Annotated in this window: 18 protein-coding genes; 10 read left to right on the top strand and 8 right to left on the bottom strand. The window is 72.8% G+C overall.

Features of this window, described 5'->3' with window-relative positions:
* The first annotated feature begins 279 nt into the window (after positions 1–279).
* Both AS97_RS39070 and AS97_RS39075 read left to right on the top strand, forming a co-directional pair.
* Positions 280–705, top strand: coding sequence for an ATP-binding protein (locus AS97_RS39070; RefSeq protein WP_236669764.1), 426 nt, complete (start codon positions 280–282; stop codon positions 703–705).
* Positions 702–1,214, top strand: a complete 513-nt coding sequence (locus tag AS97_RS39075; RefSeq protein WP_059146172.1) for a hypothetical protein — start codon at positions 702–704, stop codon at positions 1,212–1,214. Before AS97_RS39070 ends, AS97_RS39075 begins: the two co-directional genes overlap by 4 nt.
* 203 nt (positions 1,215–1,417) lie before the next feature.
* On the opposite strand, the gene AS97_RS39080 is transcribed toward AS97_RS39075, so the two are convergent.
* Both AS97_RS39080 and AS97_RS39085 read right to left on the bottom strand, forming a co-directional pair.
* Positions 1,418–2,284 carry an NAD(P)H-binding protein gene (locus AS97_RS39080; RefSeq protein ID WP_210566555.1) on the bottom strand — a complete coding sequence of 289 codons (867 nt, stop codon included), beginning with the start codon at positions 2,282–2,284 and terminating at the stop codon, positions 1,418–1,420.
* Positions 2,277–2,699: a nuclear transport factor 2 family protein gene (locus AS97_RS39085; protein ID WP_086707770.1), complete on the bottom strand. Its 423-nt coding sequence runs from the start codon at positions 2,697–2,699 to the stop codon at positions 2,277–2,279. The genes AS97_RS39080 and AS97_RS39085 overlap by 8 nt, the downstream gene beginning before the upstream one ends.
* A 115-nt stretch (positions 2,700–2,814) precedes the next feature.
* On the opposite strand from AS97_RS39085, the gene AS97_RS39090 reads away from it, so the two are divergent.
* The 4 genes from AS97_RS39090 (at position 2,815) to AS97_RS39105 (ending at position 7,866) form a co-directional block, all read left to right on the top strand.
* Positions 2,815–3,426, top strand: a complete 612-nt coding sequence (locus AS97_RS39090) for a TetR/AcrR family transcriptional regulator (RefSeq protein WP_086707767.1) — start codon at positions 2,815–2,817, stop codon at positions 3,424–3,426.
* Between the two features lie 206 nt (positions 3,427–3,632).
* Positions 3,633–4,487, top strand: coding sequence for a caspase family protein (locus tag AS97_RS39095; RefSeq protein ID WP_210566556.1), 855 nt, complete (start codon positions 3,633–3,635; stop codon positions 4,485–4,487).
* Between the two features lie 98 nt (positions 4,488–4,585).
* Entirely contained in the window at positions 4,586–6,694 is a 2,109-nt protein-coding gene (locus AS97_RS39100; protein WP_125760233.1) for a SpoIIE family protein phosphatase, read from the top strand.
* A 47-nt stretch (positions 6,695–6,741) separates the two neighbouring features.
* On the top strand, positions 6,742–7,866 hold the full coding sequence (locus AS97_RS39105) for an asparaginase (RefSeq protein ID WP_059146166.1): 1,125 nt from the start codon (positions 6,742–6,744) through the stop codon (positions 7,864–7,866).
* On the opposite strand, the gene AS97_RS39110 is transcribed toward AS97_RS39105, so the two are convergent.
* Both AS97_RS39110 and ligD read right to left on the bottom strand, forming a co-directional pair.
* Entirely contained in the window at positions 7,863–8,858 is a 996-nt protein-coding gene (locus AS97_RS39110) for a helix-turn-helix domain-containing protein (RefSeq protein WP_086707757.1), read from the bottom strand. The genes AS97_RS39105 and AS97_RS39110 overlap by 4 nt on opposite strands.
* Before the next feature lie 34 nt (positions 8,859–8,892).
* Positions 8,893–9,897, bottom strand: coding sequence for a non-homologous end-joining DNA ligase (gene ligD / locus AS97_RS39115; RefSeq protein WP_059146165.1), 1,005 nt, complete (start codon positions 9,895–9,897; stop codon positions 8,893–8,895).
* 78 nt (positions 9,898–9,975) lie between these two features.
* Between ligD and AS97_RS39120 the strand changes: the two genes are divergently transcribed.
* Complete coding sequence (locus tag AS97_RS39120) at positions 9,976–11,052, top strand: ATP-dependent DNA ligase (protein ID WP_125761741.1); 1,077 nt, start codon at positions 9,976–9,978, stop codon at positions 11,050–11,052.
* Positions 11,053–11,112: 60 nt separating this feature from the next.
* Here AS97_RS39120 and AS97_RS39125 read toward each other — a convergent pair whose 3' ends face one another.
* Both AS97_RS39125 and AS97_RS39130 read right to left on the bottom strand, forming a co-directional pair.
* The gene (locus AS97_RS39125; RefSeq protein ID WP_059146163.1) at positions 11,113–11,781 is read right to left on the bottom strand and encodes a dienelactone hydrolase family protein; all 669 of its coding nucleotides are present in this window, start codon (positions 11,779–11,781) and stop codon (positions 11,113–11,115) included.
* A 41-nt stretch (positions 11,782–11,822) separates the two neighbouring features.
* Positions 11,823–12,608: a sigma-70 family RNA polymerase sigma factor gene (locus AS97_RS39130; protein ID WP_210566557.1), complete on the bottom strand. Its 786-nt coding sequence runs from the start codon at positions 12,606–12,608 to the stop codon at positions 11,823–11,825.
* A gap of 162 nt (positions 12,609–12,770) precedes the next feature.
* Between AS97_RS39130 and AS97_RS39135 the strand changes: the two genes are divergently transcribed.
* Entirely contained in the window at positions 12,771–13,367 is a 597-nt protein-coding gene (locus AS97_RS39135) for an HhH-GPD-type base excision DNA repair protein (protein WP_125761739.1), read from the top strand.
* 45 nt (positions 13,368–13,412) lie between these two features.
* Here AS97_RS39135 and AS97_RS39140 read toward each other — a convergent pair whose 3' ends face one another.
* On the bottom strand, positions 13,413–14,381 hold the full coding sequence (locus tag AS97_RS39140; protein WP_059146161.1) for an alpha/beta hydrolase: 969 nt from the start codon (positions 14,379–14,381) through the stop codon (positions 13,413–13,415).
* A 572-nt stretch (positions 14,382–14,953) separates the two neighbouring features.
* Between AS97_RS39140 and AS97_RS39145 the strand changes: the two genes are divergently transcribed.
* Together AS97_RS39145 and AS97_RS39150 are read left to right on the top strand one after the other, a co-directional pair.
* Positions 14,954–16,696, top strand: a complete 1,743-nt coding sequence (locus AS97_RS39145) for an ABC transporter ATP-binding protein (RefSeq protein WP_125761981.1) — start codon at positions 14,954–14,956, stop codon at positions 16,694–16,696.
* The gene (locus tag AS97_RS39150; protein ID WP_210566558.1) at positions 16,693–18,435 is read left to right on the top strand and encodes an ABC transporter ATP-binding protein; all 1,743 of its coding nucleotides are present in this window, start codon (positions 16,693–16,695) and stop codon (positions 18,433–18,435) included. Before AS97_RS39145 ends, AS97_RS39150 begins: the two co-directional genes overlap by 4 nt.
* Positions 18,436–18,461: 26 nt before the next feature.
* On the opposite strand, the gene AS97_RS39155 is transcribed toward AS97_RS39150, so the two are convergent.
* Positions 18,462–19,277, bottom strand: a complete 816-nt coding sequence (locus AS97_RS39155) for a DeoR/GlpR family DNA-binding transcription regulator (RefSeq protein ID WP_059146158.1) — start codon at positions 19,275–19,277, stop codon at positions 18,462–18,464.
* Positions 19,278–19,357: the final 80 nt, after the last annotated feature.

A 19,357-nucleotide genomic window follows, 5' to 3' on the forward strand; every position in this document is an offset into this window, starting at 1 on the left:
ATGGGCCCGTAGGCCACCACAGCCCACAGACCGACGAGGAGCGTGAGGACGGACACCGTGAGCCGATCCTTTCCAGGACTGTCGCACAGGCCGGCGTCGGCCGATGAGGAGCGCGAGACGATGGGCGCGAGCCATGGCATCGCGGTCTCCGCGGACCGCCCGCGAACCGATCCGGTTACCGGGCCGCGCGCTGATCCGCTTACCGCGCCGGGAGCCGATCCGGTTACCGGGCCGGTCGCCGCGGCGATCTCCGTCCCCTGCACTGGAGGGGAGAGGACGGTGATCCCGCTGGACACCCGCCGGCTCTTCCGGGCGGAGTTCCCCGCCCTTCCCGACCGCGCCGCCGCCGTACGCCGGATGGTCGCCGGGCATCTGCGCGACTGGCGGCTCGGCACGATCGTGGATCATGTCGTCCTGGCCACCAACGAGCTGTTCGCCAACGCCGTGGAGCACGGCAGCTCCGGCCCCGCCGATACCGTCACCATCACCGTCTCGCTGGAACGCTTCGGCCGTGAGCTGCGCGTGGAGGTGGCCGACGGCTCGCCCGTGATCCCGGTCGCCCGCAAGCCGGAGCCGACCGAGGAGTCCGGACGAGGACTGGCCATCGTCGAGGACCTCGCCCTCGACTGGGGCACCGAGCCGCCCGACCCCGGAGTCCGGGGGAAGAAGGTGTGGTTCACCCTGCCGCTGGTGGCCACCTCATGAACGCGGGGGCGCGCGGTGACCGCCGGATGCGGGTCACCGTGGAGACCGACGCGGCCGAATGGCTGCTCGCCGCGAGCGACGACCCCGGGCGGGTGCGGCTGCAGTGGGCCAGCGGAAGCGGCCTCGCCGATCTGCCGGTGGGTCCCGTCTTCGACCTGGTGCGGATGTGCGACGACATCGGCACCGCGGTGATCCAGGCGCTGCGGCGGCGCGACGCGGCGGGTCCCGTGATGCTCGCCACCGCCAGCCATGTGCTCTCCTTCCTGGTGCCGCCCGGATCGGCGGCCGAGTGGAAGGGCTGGCTGGCCGGGACGGCGTACGCCCGCCGCCGCTCGGTGGCCGCGGCCGGGCCCGGCCGGGTGCTGCGCTGCCCCAGGCCCGGCTGTGTCCGGCAGGGCCATGTCTGGCTGATCCGGCCCGGCGGCCCGCTCACCGACAGCCGTACCCTGCGCGCCGCCCTGGAGGAGGCCACCGACCGGCCCGGCCTCCCGGATGTGCTGTTCCGCTAAGCGCTCCGCCGGAAGTGTCGCTGTGCGTCGTCGGCCGACTGCGGCGGCGTCGTGGCTGGTCGCGCGGTTCCCCGCGCCCCTTCGGGCGCTGCCCGAACCGTAGCGGACTTCCTCTGGCCTGCTCAGGCCCTGTCCGGTGGACCTCGGCGCCTCGCTATCGGCGATGGGCGCCGCGGGCCCGTGACGGTCCGCCGGACAGGGGCCTAGGCGGCGGGCGCCGGGGCGAAGGCGGCCCGGTGCGCCTCGGCGAAGGCGCGGAAGGAGCGGGGCGCGCGCCCTGTGACCCGCTGGACGGTGTCGGTCGTCCGGTCCTCCGCGCCGTGCCGGATGTCCTCGTCGAGCCCGGCGAGCACCGCGGCGAACTCCGCCGGGATCCCTATCGCCTCCAGCCTCTCCCGCAACTCCCCGGTCTCCACCGCGACATGGCGGGCGGGCCGTCCGGAGACCTCGGTCACGATGCGCGCCGCCTCCGCGTAGCCGAGCGCCTCGGGGCCGGTGATGACGTGGTCCGTGTTGTGCGGGCGGTCGTCCAGCAGGGCCCGGGTGGCGACGGCGGCGATGTCCGTCGCGTCGACGAAGGCCACCCTGCCGTCCCCGGTGGCGGTGACGATCTCGCCGTCGCCGCGGATGGCGTGGGCCACCGCATGGTCACCGGTGAAGTTCTGCATGAACCACGAGGGCCGCAGCACCGCCCACTCCGGAACGGTCTCCTTCACCAGCGTGTGCAGCGCGCCGAGGCCCGTGGGCGCCTCGGGGACCGCGGAGGAGCCCAGCAGCACCACCCGCCGTACGCCCTGGGCGACAGCGGTGTTCAGGAACGGCTCGACCACGGGCCGCGGCTCGGCCACTCCCAGGGGCGAGATGAGATAGATCCGCTCCACGCCGTCCAGCGCCGCCGCATGGCCGGCCCGGTCGTGCCAGTCGAACCGGACGGTCTCGCCGGCCCCGGCCGCGGCCTCGGGCCGCCGGGTGGCGGCCAGCGCCCGCGCGCCCTGGGCGCGCACCATCCGCAGCACCTTGGAACCGGTGTTCCCAGTGGCGCCGAGGACCAGAACAGTGGGTTCAGCCATTGGTCCGGTCCTCCTGGGCACCGAAGCCGACCTCGCTGAGCATCAGCGGATTCCAGTAGTCGCGGTACGAGGCGATCTCGCCGTTGCGGACGGTGATGACGGCGATGTACGAGGGGCGGAGCGGGCGGCCGGACGAGACGGCCACGGCGTCCATCGAGAATTCCACGATCAGCACCTCGGGGTCCTCGGTGCGATGGATGACCTGATGCGCTACGGCGCGCAGATCGATGTGGTCGGCGTAGTCCCGCACGTATGCGCGCACGGCCTCACGCCCTTCCAGCAGGCGCGGCCGGCCGGCCGGGGCGAAGGGGAACTCCATGGTGCCGTCGACGGCCCACAGGTTCGCGAATCCCATCATGTCGTGGTCGAGCAGCAGTTCCTTCGCCCGCTCGAACACCTTGATGCGGTCGTCCATGACGTCCTTCTTTCGTACAGGGGAATCCCCTGACCAACGGACGGAACGGTACCGTCCCGTCCGCACATCATAGAACGAGACGGTCCCGTCCCGTCCATCTGTTAACCTCGAAGCCATGTCGGACACCAACCGGCGCCCCCCGAGCGGCGCCGCCACCCTGCGTGCGGACAAGACCGCCGCCATCGCCGAGGCCGTCCTGGACGAGCTCGCGGAGCACGGATACGGCCGACTGTCGATGGAGGCCGTGGCCAAACGGGCCGGAGTGGGCAAGAGCGCCCTGTACCGGCGGTGGCCCTCCAGGCAGCGGATGGTCATCGCGGTCGTCTCGGAGCTGAGCGTCGCCCTGGTCGAGGAGCCCGACACCGGATCCCTGCGCGGCGATGTGCTGGCCGCGCTTCATCTGGTCGCCGACTGGCTGACCCATCCGCGGTTCTCGCGGATCCTGCCGGACCTGATCGCCGAGGCGCAGCGGGACGAGGAGCTGTTCCAGGCCCTGGCCCGCTGCATCGGCGAGCCGCGGCGCGCCCGCGCCATCGGCATACTGGACCGGGCGGCCGAGCGCGGTGAGCTGCCGCAGGACCTCGACCGCGAGCTGGCGCTCGATCTGCTCGGCGGGCTGGTCTACTGGCGCGTCTCGGCCCGTGGGGCGGCCCTGGAGCCCGGCTACTTCGAGCGCGCCGCCGATATGGCGCTGCGGGCCCTGGGCGCCCGGCCGCGCGGGGAGTGACGGCCGGGGCGGCGCCGACGGGCGTGCGGGGCGCCACGTCGGCGGGGCGCCTCCTTTGACGGGCGCCTCCTTCGACGGGCGTCTCCTTCCGCGGGGCTCCTCCTCCGGATGGGCCGGAGAACGGGCATGGCGGTGCGCGGCCCCGCATCATCGCTTAGTGACGAGCGGTGGTGAGCCGCCGCGCGTCCTCGACCCTAGGAGCCCCCATGTCAACCGGCCTCTCCGTCCATATCGGACTCAATCAGGTCGACCCCGCCGCCTACGACGGCTGGAGCGGTGAGCTGGGCGCCTGCGAGCAGGACGCCGTCGACATGGCCGGGATCGCCGACGCCGCGGGGTTCGATGTGACCGACCCGCTGCTGAGCCCGGCCGCCACCGCGGAGACCGTCACCGCCACCCTGGAGGCCGCGGCCGGGCGGCTGGCCGAGGGGGACATCCTCTTCCTCACCTACTCGGGCCACGGCGGCCAGGTGCCCGATCTCAACCACGACGAGACCGGGGACCGCCTCGACGAGACCTGGGTGCTCCACGACCGGCAGCTGGTCGACGACGAGCTGTTCGAGCTGTTCGGGAAGTTCGCCAAGGGGGTGCGGATCTGGCTGCTCTCCGACAGCTGCCACAGCGGCACCGTGGCCCGGCGGCTGCCCGAGATGCTCAGCGCCCAAGAGCTCGGCCGGCGCTTCAGCACCGCCGACCCCGAGGAGGTCGGCCGCAGGATCCGGGCCATGCCACAGTCGGTGCAGTCCGCCGTCTACCGGCGCGACCGTGACGCCTACGACCGCATCCAGAACACCCGCACCGCCAAGGACCTCGCCAGAATCGACGCCAGCGTGCTGCGGATCTCCGGCTGCCAGGACAACCAGACCTCCGCCGACGGGATCGTCAACGGCCTGTTCACCGCCACGCTGCTGGAGGTCTGGCGGGGCGGTGCCTTCGCGGGCAGCTACCGCGGACTGCACCGGGAGATCGTCAAGCGGATGCCGCCCGACCAGACGCCCCACCTCTTCCAGGCGGGTGCGCCGCACTCCGCCTTCGCCCGGCAGCGGCCCTTCACCATCTGATCCGGGATCTGTAGCGTGCCCGCGTCATACCCGTGTGCGGCGGACCGCCGGGCGAGGTATGACAGTAGGAGGGCACGGCGAGCCGGTGAGGTGCCGGTATGACCACGCATGACCGTGTTGACCAGGAGGACGGGGCGGGTATCGGCAGTATGGCGACCGCCCCGGGAGGAGTGCTCGACCTGCTGCGGGTCGCCGCCGTGGCGCTGGACGTCGAGGGGCGGATCGCTCTGTGGAGCCCGGAGGCTGAACAGCTGTTCGGTTACCGTGCGGCCGAGGCGCTGGGGCGTCGCGCGGACAAGCTGCTGGTCCACCCGAAGGACCGGAGCGCGGCCGTGGAGCTGTTCGCGCGCGTACGGGCGGGCGACACCTGGGCCGGCGTCTTCCCGGTCCGCCGCCCGGACGGTTCCACCCTGAAGGTGGATTTCCGCACCATGGGCCTGCGCGACGCCCACGGCGAGGGCTACGCGCTGGGGCTGGCCGCCGACGAGGGGACCGTACGGCGGCTGGAGACCGATCTGGCCGTATCCGGCTTCCTGATCGGACAGTCGCCGGTGGGGCTCGCGGTGTTCGACACCGAGCTGCGCTGGCTGCGCGCCAACCCGGCCCTGCAGCGGATGAACTCCATCACCGAGCCCCAGGTGCGCGGTCTCCGCGTCGGGGAGGCGCTGCCGGGGCTCGACTGCGAGGCCATCGAGGCCGCGATGCGGCATGTGCTGGAGTCCGGGGAACCGCTGCTGGACCAGCAGAGCATAGGCCGGACCCCCGCCGACCCCGACCATGACCACGCCTGGTCGGAGTCGTACTACCGACTGGAGGACCCCAGTGGCCGGATCCTGGGCGTCGCCGTCTCCATCATGGACATCTCCCGACGCCACCGGGAGACCAGCGAGATCGCCGAGGCGCGCGAGCGGCTGGCCGTGATCGCCGACGCGAGCGTCCGCGTCGGCACCACGCTGGATCTGCGCCGGACCGCCCAGGAGCTGGCCGATGTGACCGTGCCCCGGCTCGCCGACCTCGCGGCCGTCGACGTCCTGGACTCCGTGGTGCACCGCGAGGCCACGCCCCGGGTGTGGACCGACGGCTCCGCCCGCTTCCGGGCGCTCGCCGTCGCCGCCGGCTACCCCACCGACGCCGTCCACGCGGCGGACCCGGTCGGCGAGATCGCCCGCTACGACCCCACCCGGCTGATCACCCAGTGCGTCCGCGAGGCCCGGCCGATCCTGGTGCCGCACGTGACGGAGCAGGACGTACGGCGGATCGCCCGGGACGACGACGCCGGGCGGGTGCTGCTGCGCGAGGGCGTGCACTCGTATATCGCCGCCCCGCTGATCGCCCGCGGCAGTGTGCTCGGCACCCTCAGCCTGCACCGCACCATCAACCCCAGGCCGTTCGACGAGGAGGACCTCACCCTCGCCTGCGAACTGGCCATCCGCGCCGCCCTGTGCATCGACAACGCCCGGCTCTACGCTCGCGAACGCGACGCCGCGCTCACCCTCCAGCGCAGCCTGCTCTCCCAGCAGCCACGCGACCTGGACGGCCTGGAGATCGCCTCCCGGTATCTGCCCGCGGTCAGTGCCGCCGGCGGCGACTGGTTCGATGTGCTGCCCCTCCCGGACGGCAGGGTCGGGCTGGTGGTCGGCGACGTCATGGGCAAGGGCATCCACGCCGCGGCGATCATGGGCCAGCTGCGCACCGCCACCCGGGCCTTCTCCCGGCTCGAACTGCCCCCGGCCCAGGTGCTGTGCCATCTCGACGAGATCACGCCCAGCCTGGGGGAGTCCATCGCCACCTGTCTCTACGCGGTCTGCGATCCGCGCACCGGGCGGTGCGAGATGTCCACCGCCGGCCATCTGCCGCCGGTGCTGGTGCACCCCGGCGGCGACGCCGAGCTCATCGACCTCCCCACCGGCGCGCCGCTGGGCGTCGGCGGCGTCCCCTTCGCCTCGGTGGAGCGGGAGCTGGCCGAGGGGGCGCTGCTGGCCCTGTTCACCGACGGCCTGGTGGAAAAGCGCCATCAGTCCCTCGACGTCGGACTGCACACCCTGGTTCAGTTGCTGCGGCGCCACCAGGGCCCGCTGGAGCGGATCTGCGACCAGGTGCTGGCCGCGCTGCACGGGGCGCCGGACGACGATGTGGCCCTGCTACTGGCCCGGCTGCGCTGCCCTCGCCTGCCGGAGGCGTCCGTGGTTACCGTGGAAAGCGGCTGAAGAAGGGCCGACACAGCACTCACCCCCATCGATGAAACGACGTCCCGATGGCTCAGCTCGCTCGCCGCTTCACCGTAGTGACCGCCCTGGTGGCCGTCGCCCTGGGGATCACGGCCTCCCCCACCGGTGCCGCGGAGCCGGACCCCAGGCCCACCCCCAAGGTCGCGGTCATCGGCACCGGCGGCACCATCGCGGGCGTCAGCAAGTCCAAGGTGTCCTTCGACGATTACGAGGCGGGGAAGCTCCGGGTCTCCCGGCTGGTGAACGACCTCAGGCCCGAGGTGAACCGGATCGCGGATGTGACCACCCAGCAGTTCGGCAACAAGGACTCCAACAACTACACGATCCCCGAGTACCGCCGGCTCACCGCCGCCGTCGACCACGCCCTGAAGTTCAACGACGGGGTGGTGGTGACCACCGGCACCGACACCATGGAGGAGTTCGCGTACTGGCTGGACCTGACCGTCCGCAGCGACAAGCCCGTGGTGCTCACCGGCTCCATGCGGCCCTGGACGGTGATCGGCTCCGACGCCCCGGCCAACCTCTACAATGCGATCCACCTCGCCGCCAGCGGGCGCACCACCTGCTTCGGCGCCGTGGTGATGCTCAACGACCAGATCCACGCCGCCCGCGAGGTGCGCAAGTCCGACACCCTGCGGCTGAACGCGTTCAGCAGCGGCAGCAGCGGAGAACTCGGCGTCATCGACCAGAACCACATCCGCGTCAACCGCGCGCCGGCCCGGGTCGAGCAGTGCGGCAAGCCCGCCTGGAAGACCCCGTTCGACCTCGACAAGATCGCCCGGCGGCCACTGCCCAAGGTCGACATCGCCTACAGCTACCAGGGCGCCGGACCCCAGGCCATCAAGGCGTTCGCCGATGCCGGGGCGGCCGGGATCGTCACCGCGGGCACCGGGGCGGGCGGCCTCTCCCCGGCCATGACCGAGGCCCGGGACGACGCCGTCAAGAACGGGGTGGTCATGGTCTCCGCCTCGCGCACCGGCTCCGGCTCGGTCTACGACCCCGATGTCCACGGCGTCATCGGCGCCCAGGACCTGACCCCGCAAAAGGCCCGGCTGCTGCTGCTTCTCTCGCTCGCCACCACCCACAACGAACACCGCATCCAGACGTGGTTCCACACCCTGGGCACCGGCCAGTTCACCGCCCGTCGTTAGAGGGCGGCGGCGCTGCCCCGGAACGTGGAGCGGTAGGCGCTCGGTGACACCCCGAGGGCGGTGTGCAGATGCTGCCGCAGCGAGGCGGCGGTACCGAAGCCCGCGTCGGCCGCGATCCGGTCCACCGGCAGATCGGTCTCCTCCAGCAGCTGCCGGGCGCGTTCGAGGCGCCGCTGGGTCAGCCACTGCACCGGGGTCATCCCCACCTCCTCGCGGAACCGCCGGGAGAAGGTCCGTACGCTCATCGACTCCCGCTCGGCCAGCTCCCGCAGGGTCGGCGGACGGTCGAGCCGGGTCAGCGCCCAGGCGCGGGCCGCGCCGGTGGAGCCCCCGCGCTGCTCCGGTACCGGCCGCCGGATGAACTGCGCCTGGCCGCCGTCGCGATGCGGGGCCACGACCGAACCGCGGGCGACCTCGCCGGCCACCGCCGCGCCGTGGTCGCACCGGATCATATGCAGGATCAGATCGATACCGGCGGCGTCCCCGGCCGAGGTCAGCACCTCGCCCTCGTCCGCGTAGAGGACGTCCGGGTCGAGCGCGACGGCCGGGAACAGCTCCCGGAACCGCTCGACCTCCTGCCAGTGGGTCGTCGCCCGGCGGCCGTCCAGCAGCCCCGCGGCCGCCAGCACGAACGCCCCCGTGCAGATCGAGGCGATCCGGGCGCCGGGGCGGATCCGGGCGAAGGCGCCGGTGAGCGGGGCACCCAGACGGCCCTCGGTCTGGGGCTCGTCCGGTTCATTGGCGGCCGGGACGAGCACGGTGTCGGCCTCGCCCAGCGCGTCCGGGCCATGCGCGACCCGCATCGTGACATCGGAGTCGGTGCGCACCTCACCGGGGACCAGCGCGCAGGTCACCACCTCGTACAGCGGCTCGCCGGCGGCCGATACGGCCCGGCCGAACAGCCGGTGCGCCATGCCCAGCTCGAACGGCAGCAGACCGTGGCGCACCAGCACCGCCACCCGATGGCGGCCGGGGTGAACGAAGACGGACATGGCGCGATTCTCGCAGCCGCTGAGGATCCGGCCATCATTTCTTGGCCCGGCTCGGCTGCACCCGCTTCGGCTCGCCCGCCACCTTCGGATGCTCCGGCGGATAGGGGAGGTCGCCGAGCCCATGCTCCTGCTCGTCCCGCGTGGCCAGCTCCAGCGCGGACTCCAGGCGGAAGGCGTGCTCGTCCATGTCCGCGTGTACATCGCCCAGCTCGCGGTAGCGCACCGGCATGGTGGCCAGGTCGAAGTCGCGCGGCCGGGCGTCGGGGACCTCCTCCCAGCGCAGCGGCGCGGAGACCGGGGCATGGGGGCGGGGGCGTACCGAGTAGGCGCTGGCGATGGTGCGGTCGCGGGCGGTCTGGTTGTAGTCCACGAAGATCTTCCGGCCCCGCTCCTCCTTCCACCACTTGGTGGTCACCCGCTCCGGATCCCGCCGTTCCAGCTCCCGCGCGATCGCGATCGCGGACCGCCGCACCTGCGTGAAGGTCCACTCCGGCGCGATCGGGACGAAGACGTGCAGCCCCCGCCCGCCCGAGGTCTTGGGCCACCCCCGCAGCCCCAGCCCGTCCAGCAGCTCGCGCAGCTCCTGCGCGGCCCGCACCGCGTCCTCGTAGTCGGTGCCCGGCTGGGGGTCGAGGTCGATCCGCAGCTCATCGGGGTGTTCGGTGTCCCCGCGCCGCACCGGCCACGGATGGAAGGTCAGGCTGCCCAGATTCGCCGCCCACACCACGGCGGCCGTCTCGGTGGGGCAGATCTCGTCCGCGTGCCGCCCGCTGGGGAAGGAGATACGGCCGGTCGGAATCCACTCCGGGAGGTTCTTCGGGGCCCGCTTCTGGAAGAACGACTCCCCGTCGACCCCGTCCGGATAGCGCTCCAGCGTCGTCGGCCGGTCCCGCAGCGCCCGCAGCGCGCCCTCGCCGACCGCCAGGTAGTAGCGGGCGAGGTCCAGCTTGGTGAACCCGCGCTCCGGGAAGTACACCTTCCCGGGGTTGGTCACCCGCACCGTGCGACCGCCGACCGTGAGTTCCACCGACTCTGCCATACGGCCACGCTAGGCCCGTCCGCTCGAGGCCGCCTCCCGGCGGGCGCGCGGTCCGCCACAGGAGCACAATCGGACATCATGGACCTTCCGGTGATGCCTCCTGTCGAGCCGATGCTGGCCAAGGCCGTGGCCACGATCCCGCCCGGGATGCGTTACGAGGGCAAATGGGACGGCTTCCGGGCCATCGTCTTCCGCGACGGGGACGAGATCGAGATCAGCAGCCGCACCACCAAGCCGCTCACCCGCTACTTCCCCGAGCTGGCCGAGGCGCTGCTCGCCAACCTGCCGCCGCGCTGCGTCCTGGACGGCGAGATCGTCATCGTGCGCGGCGGACGGCTGGACTTCGACGCCCTGCTGGAGCGGATCCACCCCGCCGACTCCCGGGTGCGGATGCTGGCCAGGAACACGCCGTCCAGCTTCGTCGCCTTCGACATCCTCGCCCTCGGCGACGTCTCACTCATGGAAGCCCCGCTCAGCGAGCGCCGCGAGGCACTGACCGAGGCGCTGCGCGACGCCGCGGACCCCGTGCACCTCGCCCCCTGCACCGACGACCTCGACGTGGCCCGGCAGTGGTTCGAGAGTTACGAGGGGGCGGGGCTCGACGGCGTCGTGGCCAAGAGCCCCGACCAGCGCTACCGCCCGGGCGAGCGCGTGATGGTCAAGGTCAAGCACGAGCGCACCGCGGACTGTGTGGTGGCGGGGTACCGCGTCCACAAGTCCGGCCAGGGCGTGGGCTCGCTGCTGCTCGGCCTGTACGACGCCACCGGCCGGCTCCAGCACGTGGGCGTCAGCGCGGCCTTCACCGCGCGCCGCCGCCAGGAGCTGCTGGCCGAGCTGGAGCCGCTGGCCATGGAGACCGTCGAAGGCCACCCCTGGGCCGACTGGGCGCGCGAGGAGGCCCATGCCGCGGGCCGGATGCCGGGCGCGCCCAGCCGCTGGACCGGGGTCAAGGATCTGTCGTGGCTGCCGCTGCGCCCGGAGCGGGTGTGCGAGGTGGCCTACGACCACATGCAGAGCGGCCGCTTCCGGCACACCGCCCGCTTCCGGCGCTGGCGGCCGGACCGGGAGCCCGGGCAGTGCACCTACGAACAGCTGGAGGAGCCGGTCTCCTACGATCTGCGCCGGGTGCTGGGGTCGTCCGCCGCGGACGCGTAGCGGTTGCCGTCACCCTTGCCGCCGTCCGCCACCGTACCGTTCGGTCCGTCGTTCGGTCCGTCACCGCTTGCCGCCCCGGGCCGGGTGCCTGGCCATCCGTACGAACCAGTCACGCGCGGCCTCGGCGGCCTCCTCCAGCGTTCCGGGCTCCTCGAACAGATGGCTCGCGCCGGGCACCACATGGATCTCGTGCGGGGCGACGAGCATGGCGGCCGCCTGCTGGTTGAGCCGCAGCACCTCGTGGTCGTCGCCGCCCACGATCAGCAGCACCGGCGCCCGCACCCGGTTCAGCGCACCGCCCGCGAGATCGGGCCGGCCGCCGCGGGAGACCACGGCCGCCGTCCGCTCCGGCCGCTCCGCGCCGGCCGTCAGCGCCGCCGCCGCGCCCGTACTGGCGCCGAACAGCCCCACCGGCAGCGCCGAGGTGGCCGGATGCTCGCCGAGCCAGTTCACCGCGGCCACCAGCCGCCGGCCCAGCAGCGGGATGTCGAAGCGCAGTTCGGCGGTGATCGCGTCCACCCGCTCCTCGGCGTCGGTGAGCAGGTCGAACAGCAGGGTGGCCAGATCCGCGTCCTGCAGCACCCGGGCCACCGCGCGATTGCGCGGGCTGTGCCGGGAGCTGCCGCTTCCGTGGGCGAACGCGACGACCCCGATGGGCTGGTCGGGAAGGGCCAGATCGCCCACGAGCATGGCGTCGTCCGCGGCGATACGGGCGGTCTCGGAGCGCATCGGCCACCTCCTGGCGGGGGTTGCGGGGGCTGGTGCCGCGGCTAGGCGTAGGCCATGAGCCCTTGCCGCAGCTCGCTGTAGAGCCGGGAGAGCCTGCGGGATATGTGCATCTGCGAGAAGCCCAGGATCTCACCGATCTGACTCTGCGAAAGCCCGGCGAAGAACCGCAGATAGAGGACGTAGCGGTCCTGCTCCGACAGTTCGGCGATCAGCACCCGCAGCGCCTCGCGGTTGACGACGCGTTCGATCGCGGCGTCGTCCGAGCCCACCGTCTCGGCGAGCAGCCGCTCCTCGGCGCCCTGGACCGCGGCGTTGAGGGACAGCGGGGTGCAGGAGGCGCTGGCCTCCAGACCCGCCTTCACATCCTCCTGGGGCATACCGGTGCGGAGGCAGATCTCATGGATGGTGGGGGTGCGCCCGCCGAGCTCCTGCTCCAGCGCGTCGCGCGCGGAGCGGGTGCGGGAACGGACCTCCTGGATGTTGCGGGGGATGTGCAGCGTCCACAGATAGTCGCGGAAATGGCGCTTGAGCTCACCGGTGATGACGGGGATCGCATAGGAGGGGAAGGCATGCCCGAGGTCGGGGTTGTAGCGGTCGACGGCCTTCACCAGGGCCAGCGAGGCGACCTGGGTGAGGTCCTCCATGTTCTCGCCCTTGTTGCGGAAGCGCAGCGCCAGGCGTTTGGCGACGGGCAGCCAGGCGCAGATGATCGCCTCGCGCAGCGCGTCGCGCTCAGGTCCGGACGGGAGCCGGGACAGACGCAGGAAGGCACCGCCGGTGTCGGGAGTGTCGTCATGGCGTCGTTGGCGAGTCGCGGTTGCTGACATGGTCACTCGCCTCCGTGTTCCGATGTCACGGCGGTTCGCCACCAGATTCGCATGCGCCCCATCGCCTCGCAATTCGACCAAATTAGTGATGGTATGCATGCTTTTGGGCGGTATGCGTGTTTCATCTGGTTCGTTCGGATGGTGGCGGGGTATCGCCAGGGGATGAACACACGCCTTCGTCTCGCCCAGCAGCCCGAGGCGGACGCCCTGCTCGAGCGCGACCCACTGGCCCTGCTGATCGGGATGCTGCTCGATCAGCAGGTGCCCATGGAGTGGGCGTTCTCCGGTCCGTACACCATCGCGAGGCGTCTGGGCAGGGACCGGCTGGACGCCCAGGAGATCGCCGCCCACGACCCCGAGGGATTCGCCGCGCTGCTGTCGGAGAAGCCCGCCGTGCATCGCTACCCGGGCGCGATGGCCGGGCGCATCCAGCAGCTGTGCGGGTATCTGGCCGAGCACTACGACGGCGACCCGACCGCCATGTGGCGCGATGCCCCCTCCGGTGAGGACCTGCTCCGGCGGCTGAACGAACTGCCGGGTTTCGGCAGGCAGAAGGCGCAGATCTTCCTCGCGCTGCTGGGCAAGCGGTTCGGAGTGCGGCCCAAGGGCTGGCGCGAGGCCGCCGGGTCCTACGGCGAGGAGGGCGCGTATCGCTCGGTGGCCGACATCACCGGACCCGAGTCGCTGGACAAGGTCCGCGCCCACAAGCAGGAGCTCAAGCGGCAGGCCAAGCAGGCCAAGGATGGCGCGGCAGGCTGAGCGGAGGTCTTCGTGGCGGTGCCGGGCGCCAGGCGTTGGAGGGCTTCAGGCAGTGCCCAGCGCGTCCCGCAGGGTGTCCACGGCCAGGGTGAGCGCGGCCCGGGCGGCTCGTGTGTCGCGGAGCGCGTCGAGCATCAGGAAGTCATGGATGATCCCCTGCATCCGCAGGGCGGTGACCGGTACCCCGGCCTCCCGCAGCTTGGCCGCGTACGCCTCGCCCTCGTCGCGCAGCACATCCGCCTCGCCGGTGATGACGAGGGCGGGCGGCAGCCCGGCGAGCTGGTCGGGGGCGGCGCGCAGCGGCGAGGCGGTGATCTCGGAGCGGTGCGCCGGGTCGGTCGTGTACTGGTCCCAGAACCACTTCATCGCCTCACGGGTGAGGAAGTAGCCCTCGGCGAACTCCTCGTAGGAGCCGGTGTCGAAGGCGGCGTTGGTCACCGGGTAGAAGAGCACCTGCCGCACCAGCGACAGATCGCCGCGCTCCTTGGCGAGCAGGGTGAGGGCGATGGCCAGGTTGCCGCCCACTGAGTCCCCGGCCACCGCGATCCGGGAGGCGTCGAGCCCCGCCCCTTCGCCATGGGCCACGATCCACTGACCCACGGCGTAGCTCTGCTCCAGCGCCACCGGGTAGTGGGCCTCGGGGGAGAGGTCGTACTCGGGGAAGACGACCGCGGCGCCCACTCGGACCGCCAGCTCCCGGACCAGCCGGTCATGGGTGTGGGCGTTGCCGAAGACCCAGCCCGCGCCGTGGATGTAGAGAATCACCGGAAGGGTGCCGACGGCCTTCGGAGGGCGGACGATCCGCGCCTTGACGCCGCCCGCCGGAATGCCGCCGACGCTGATCCACTCCTCGTCCACCTCCGGTTTGGGCACCTCGCCGGACTGCACCTCGTCGAGCGTCCGACGGCCCTCCGCGGGCGTCATCTGGTACGGATACGGCGGTTTGGCGGTGGCCTCGGCGAACGCCGCGGCGGCGGGTTCGAGGACGGGCCGGGCCGGAGCGGTGATGGACATCGGATTCTCCTTTTCCGGTCCGATTCCGTCCGACGATCTCACCCCGGCCGCCGCGGCACCCACCGCTGTTACGCCACCCGGGCCTCCGTCGGGCCCGGGTGGCCCATCGACGGCATCACCTGATCGGGCCCGGTGCCGGTGACGGATCGGGGACCGGGTCGGGGCCCGGCGGCCTGGGCACCGGATCGGGCGTCGGGCCCGGGGCGGGGCCGGGCGTGGGGTTGGGCGGCGGCTCGGGCGGAGGGGTGGGAATCGGGTCCGGCGGCGGCCCCGGAGGTGGTCCGGGCACGGGGCCCGGTGCGGGACCCGGCTCGGGGCCGCCCGGACCGGGCGACGGGGTCGGAGACGGCGGCCCGGGATCTCGCTGCGTCGGATGGATGAGGGTCGGGTCGGTCTGCCGTGCCACGGTGTCCTCCAAAACTCGTCGGCGGGTGGCCATGTCGTTTCCGGGGCGGGTGCCCCGGTCCCCCGGGATGTACGCATGGACGCGGCGCCGAACGCGCGAGCGGCGGGGAAGGCGGGCGATAATTCCTCCACCCGGCGGAAGCGGCGTCGCTAGCATCTCCGTCGTCATGCGACGTTTTCCTGATCCGGATCCCGGAAATCCAGACCATCGCTCACCCATATCCTATCTGTTATGGCTTGCCGCTTATCAGCACAATGCCATATTCCTTGGCGCTCTCTATGGAATTGTCCATATGCTGGCCCAGGCCCTGGTGCCCGCCGCCGTCGGCACCGCCATCGACGCCGGGATCATCGCCCGTGACCAGCGGGCACTCCTGTGGTGGGGCGGCGCGGTGGTGGCTCTTGGGACGATTCAGGCCGCCGCCGGAATTCTGCGCGACCGCGCCGCCCTCACCACCCGGCTGGGCGCCGCCTATCGCACCGCGCAACTCATCGCACGCCAGGCCGCCCGGCTGGGGGCGACCTTGCCGAAACGGGTGGCCAAAGGCGAGATCGTGAATGCCGGAGTGGCCGATATCGGCCGGCTCGGGGAAGCGCTCGCCGAAACCGCCCGGGGCAGCGGCTCCATCGTCGCCATCGCCGTCGTGGCGGCCATCCTGCTGCACACCTCCTGGCAGCTGGGCCTGGTGGTGCTGCTCGGGGTGCCGCTCATGGTGGGGACGGTGTCGCTGCTGATCCGCCCGCTGCACCGGCGCCAGCAGCGGCTGCGCGAACAGCAGGCCGAGCTGACCGGCCGTGCCGTGGACATCGTCAGCGGGCTGCGGGTGCTGCGCGGCATCGGCGGCGAGGACGTCTTCGCCGACCGCTATCGCGCCGACTCCCAGCGGGTGCGCGCCGCAGGAGTGGCGGTGGCCCGGGTGGAGGCCCTGCTCGAGGGTGCCAAGGTGCTGCTGCCGGGGCTGCTGACCACCGTCGTCGTCTGGCTGGGCGCGCACTACGTGGCGAGCGGGCGGATGGGCCCTGGCCAGCTCGTCGCCTTCTACGGCTACGCCGTCTTCCTGGTCGATCCGCTGCGCCGGCTCACCACCGCGGCCGGCCGGCTGACCCAGGGGCATGTGGCCGCGCGCCGTATCACGGCGTTTCTCGCGCTGCGGCCCGAGTTCGCCCCGGGGGCCGCCGCACCCGCTCCGTACGAGGGACCGTGCGAGGGACCCGTCCCGTGCGAGGGACGCCCGTGCGAGGGACCCGTCCCGCTCGCCGACCCCGACTCCGGGCTGATCGTGGCACCGGGCCGGTTCACCGCCGTGGCCTGCGCGTCCCCCACCGACACCGCGACCCTCGCCGCACGGCTGGGCCGCTACACCGACTCCACCGTCACGCTCGGGGACACCCCGCTCGGCGATCTGCCCCCGGACGAGATCCGCCGCCGCATCCTCGTCGCCGACAACGACGACCGCCTCTTCGCCGGTCCGCTGCGCGAGGAACTCCGTGGTCGGGGGAGTGACGCGGAGCTGGAGCGGGCCGTCGACGCCGCCTGTGCGCGGGACATCGCCGAGGCGCTCCCGGACGGACTCGACGACCTCGTCGCCGAGTCCGGGCGCAACTTCTCCGGCGGCCAGCAGCAGCGGCTGCGCCTGGTGCGCGCGCTCATGGCCGACCCGGAGGTGCTGATCCTCGTCGAGCCCACCAGCGCCGTCGACGCCCACACGGAGGCCCGTATCGCGCGCGGGGTGAGCGATCTGCGCGCGGGACGGACCACGCTGGTGTTCACCACCAGCCCCGTGGTGCTCGACCGGGCGGATCACGTCGTCTACGTACAGAGCGCGAAGGCCGTCGCCCAGGGCTCGCACGGCGATCTGCTCACCGATGTCCGCTACCGGTCCGTCGTGGCGCGGGAGGAGTCGGCATGAGTACCCACACCCCGCTGCCGGTCGCCCCGGCCGGCGACACCCGCGCCTACGCCCGGCGGCTGGCGCTGCGCCACCCGCGCGAGCTCACCGCCGTGCTCGTCCTGTACGCGCTCGCCGCGGGCTGCGGGCTGGTGGGCCCCCGGCTGCTGGGCGACCTGGTGGAGGACACCCGCGGCGGCGGCGGCGCCATCACCCGTACGGCGCTGCTGATCTGCGCGTTCGTCATCGTCCAGGCGCTGCTGACCCATGCCGCGACATACGCCGCGGCGCGGCTGGGCGAGAAGGTCCTGGCCGCGTTGCGCGAGCGGTTCGTCGGCGATGTGCTCGCCCTGCCGCTGGCCACCGTCGAACGGGCGGGCGCGGGCGATCTGGTCACCCGCACCATCCGGGACGTGGAGGTGCTCGCGGGCTGTGTGCGCCGCGCGGTCCCCGCCACCATGACCGCCCTGGTCACCATCGCCGTCACCTTCGGCGCCCTGGTCGTGGTGGGCCCGCTGCTGGCCTTCCCCTGCCTGATCGGGGTTCCGGTGCTGTGGGTCGCGGCCCGGTGGTTCTTCGGCCGGTCGCGCGAGGCGTTCCTGCGCCAGAGCGCGTCCTACGCACGGATCACCGAGGGCCTCACCGAGACCGTCGAGGGAGCCCGTACCGTCGAGGCACTGGGCCTGGCCGCTCCGCGCGCGGAGCGCACGGACCGGGACATCGCCGGGTCCTACGCGGCCGAGCGCCATACGATCGGGCTGCTCACGGTCTTTCTGCCGGTCATCGACACCGCCTATCTGCTGCCGGTGGCCGCGACCTTGGTGCTCGGCGGCCTCTTCGCGCTCCACGGCATGGTCTCGCTCGGCGCGGTCACCGCGGCCACCCTCTACGTCCAGCAGCTGCTGAGCCCGGTCGACACGGTGCTGTACTGCCTGGGCGACCTCCAGGCCGGCGCCGCCTCGCTGGCCCGGCTGCGCGGCGTCCACCGCACCCCCGGGCCCGGAGCCGACGCCTCCGCCACGGCCGCGCCCCGGCACCGTGGTCTGGCGCTGCGCGGAGTGCGCTACGCCTACCGGGACGGCAGGGATGTGCTGCGCGGGATCGATCTGGAGATCCAGCCGGGGGAGCGGCTGGCGGTCGTCGGGCCGTCGGGCGCGGGCAAGTCCACCCTCGGCCGGCTGCTCGCCGGGATCCACGCACCGCGCAGCGGCTCGGTGACGGTGGGCGGGGTGCCGCTCACCGCGCTCTCCCCGGACCGGCTGCGTGGCCAGGTGGCCCTGGTGACCCAGGAGACGTATGTGTTCTCCGGAACGCTCCGGGAGAATCTGCTCATCGTCGGGCCCGAGGCGGCCGACGCCGAACTGGAGCGGGTGCTGGACGCGGTCGGGGCCCGGGAGTGGGCCCTGGAGCTGGGGCTGGACGCGCGGGTGGGGGCGGGGGGCGCGGCCCTGGCCCCGGACCGGGTCCAGCAGCTGTCCCTCGCCCGGCTGGTGCTGGCCGATCCGCACACCCTGGTACTGGACGAGGCCACCTCGCTGCTCGATCCGCGTGCGGCCCGCCGACTGGAGCGCTCCCTCGCCGCCCTGCTCGAGGGGCGTACCGTCATCGCGATCGCCCACCGGCTGCACACCGCGCATGACGCCGACCGGGTGGCGGTGATGGAGGACGGCCGGATCAGCGAACTCGGCCCGCACCACGAACTCGTGGCGCGCGGGGGTGCGTACGCCGCGCTGTGGGAGTCGTGGCACGGCCGCGCATGAGGGGTGTGCGGCTCACGGATGGTGGATCAACGGCCGGCGCCGCGGTCGGGTGTCGCGGGGCGGGGGTCACCCGCCCCGACGACCGTGACCTCGACCCCCTGGGCCCGCAGCGCCCGGATCTCGTGGGGGTCGGCGCCGTCGTCGGTCACCAGCGTCCAGCCGGGCGGCAGCCGCACCCAGGTGTGGAAGGGGCGACGGCCGATCTTCGCGGAGTGCGCGAGTACGTACACCGCGTCCGCCCGGCGGGCCATCAGCTCCTTCAGCCGGGTCTGGCTCAGATCCGCCTCGCAGATGCCGTGTTCGGCCGTCACCCCGTCGGCGCCCAGGAACACCCGGTCGAAGGTCATGCGCTCCAGGGCCGCCTCGGCGAGTGGGCCCAGGAAGCTCTGGCTCAGCGGCCGGAGCGTACCGCCGAGGCATTCCACCCGTACGGTCTCCACATCGGCGAGCTCCTGCAGCGCGGTGAGCCCGGTCGTGGCCACCGTGAGTCCTTCAGCGGTGCGCAGCTCATGGGCGAGCGCGCCGACCGTCGAACCGGCGTCGAGCAGCACCGTCTCCCCGGTGCGGATCGTCGACGCCGCCCAGCGCGCGATGGCCCGCTTGGCCTCGAACGCCTCGCCGGTGCGCTGGCGCAGCGATGCCTCCGGGTGGGCGACCAGGGCCATCGCCCCGCCGTACGTCCGCGCCAGCCGCCCGTCCGCGGTGAGCTGGGCGAGGTCGCGGCGGATGGTGGAGGCGGTCACGCCGAAGGTGCGGGACAGCTCCTCCACGCTGGTCAGGCCCGTGGTCGTGGCGAGGTGGACGATCCGGTCGCGCCGGGCCCGCGCTCCGTTCACCGGCATCTCGCTCGCGTCTCTCGCGTTCCTCAACGTGGGCTCGGCCTCGCGTTCCTCAACTGGGGCTGGGCGTCAGCAACCGGGGT

Source organism: Streptomyces sp. AgN23, assembly GCF_001598115.1.
GTDB classification, from domain to species: Bacteria; Actinomycetota; Actinomycetes; order Streptomycetales; family Streptomycetaceae; genus Streptomyces; species Streptomyces antimycoticus.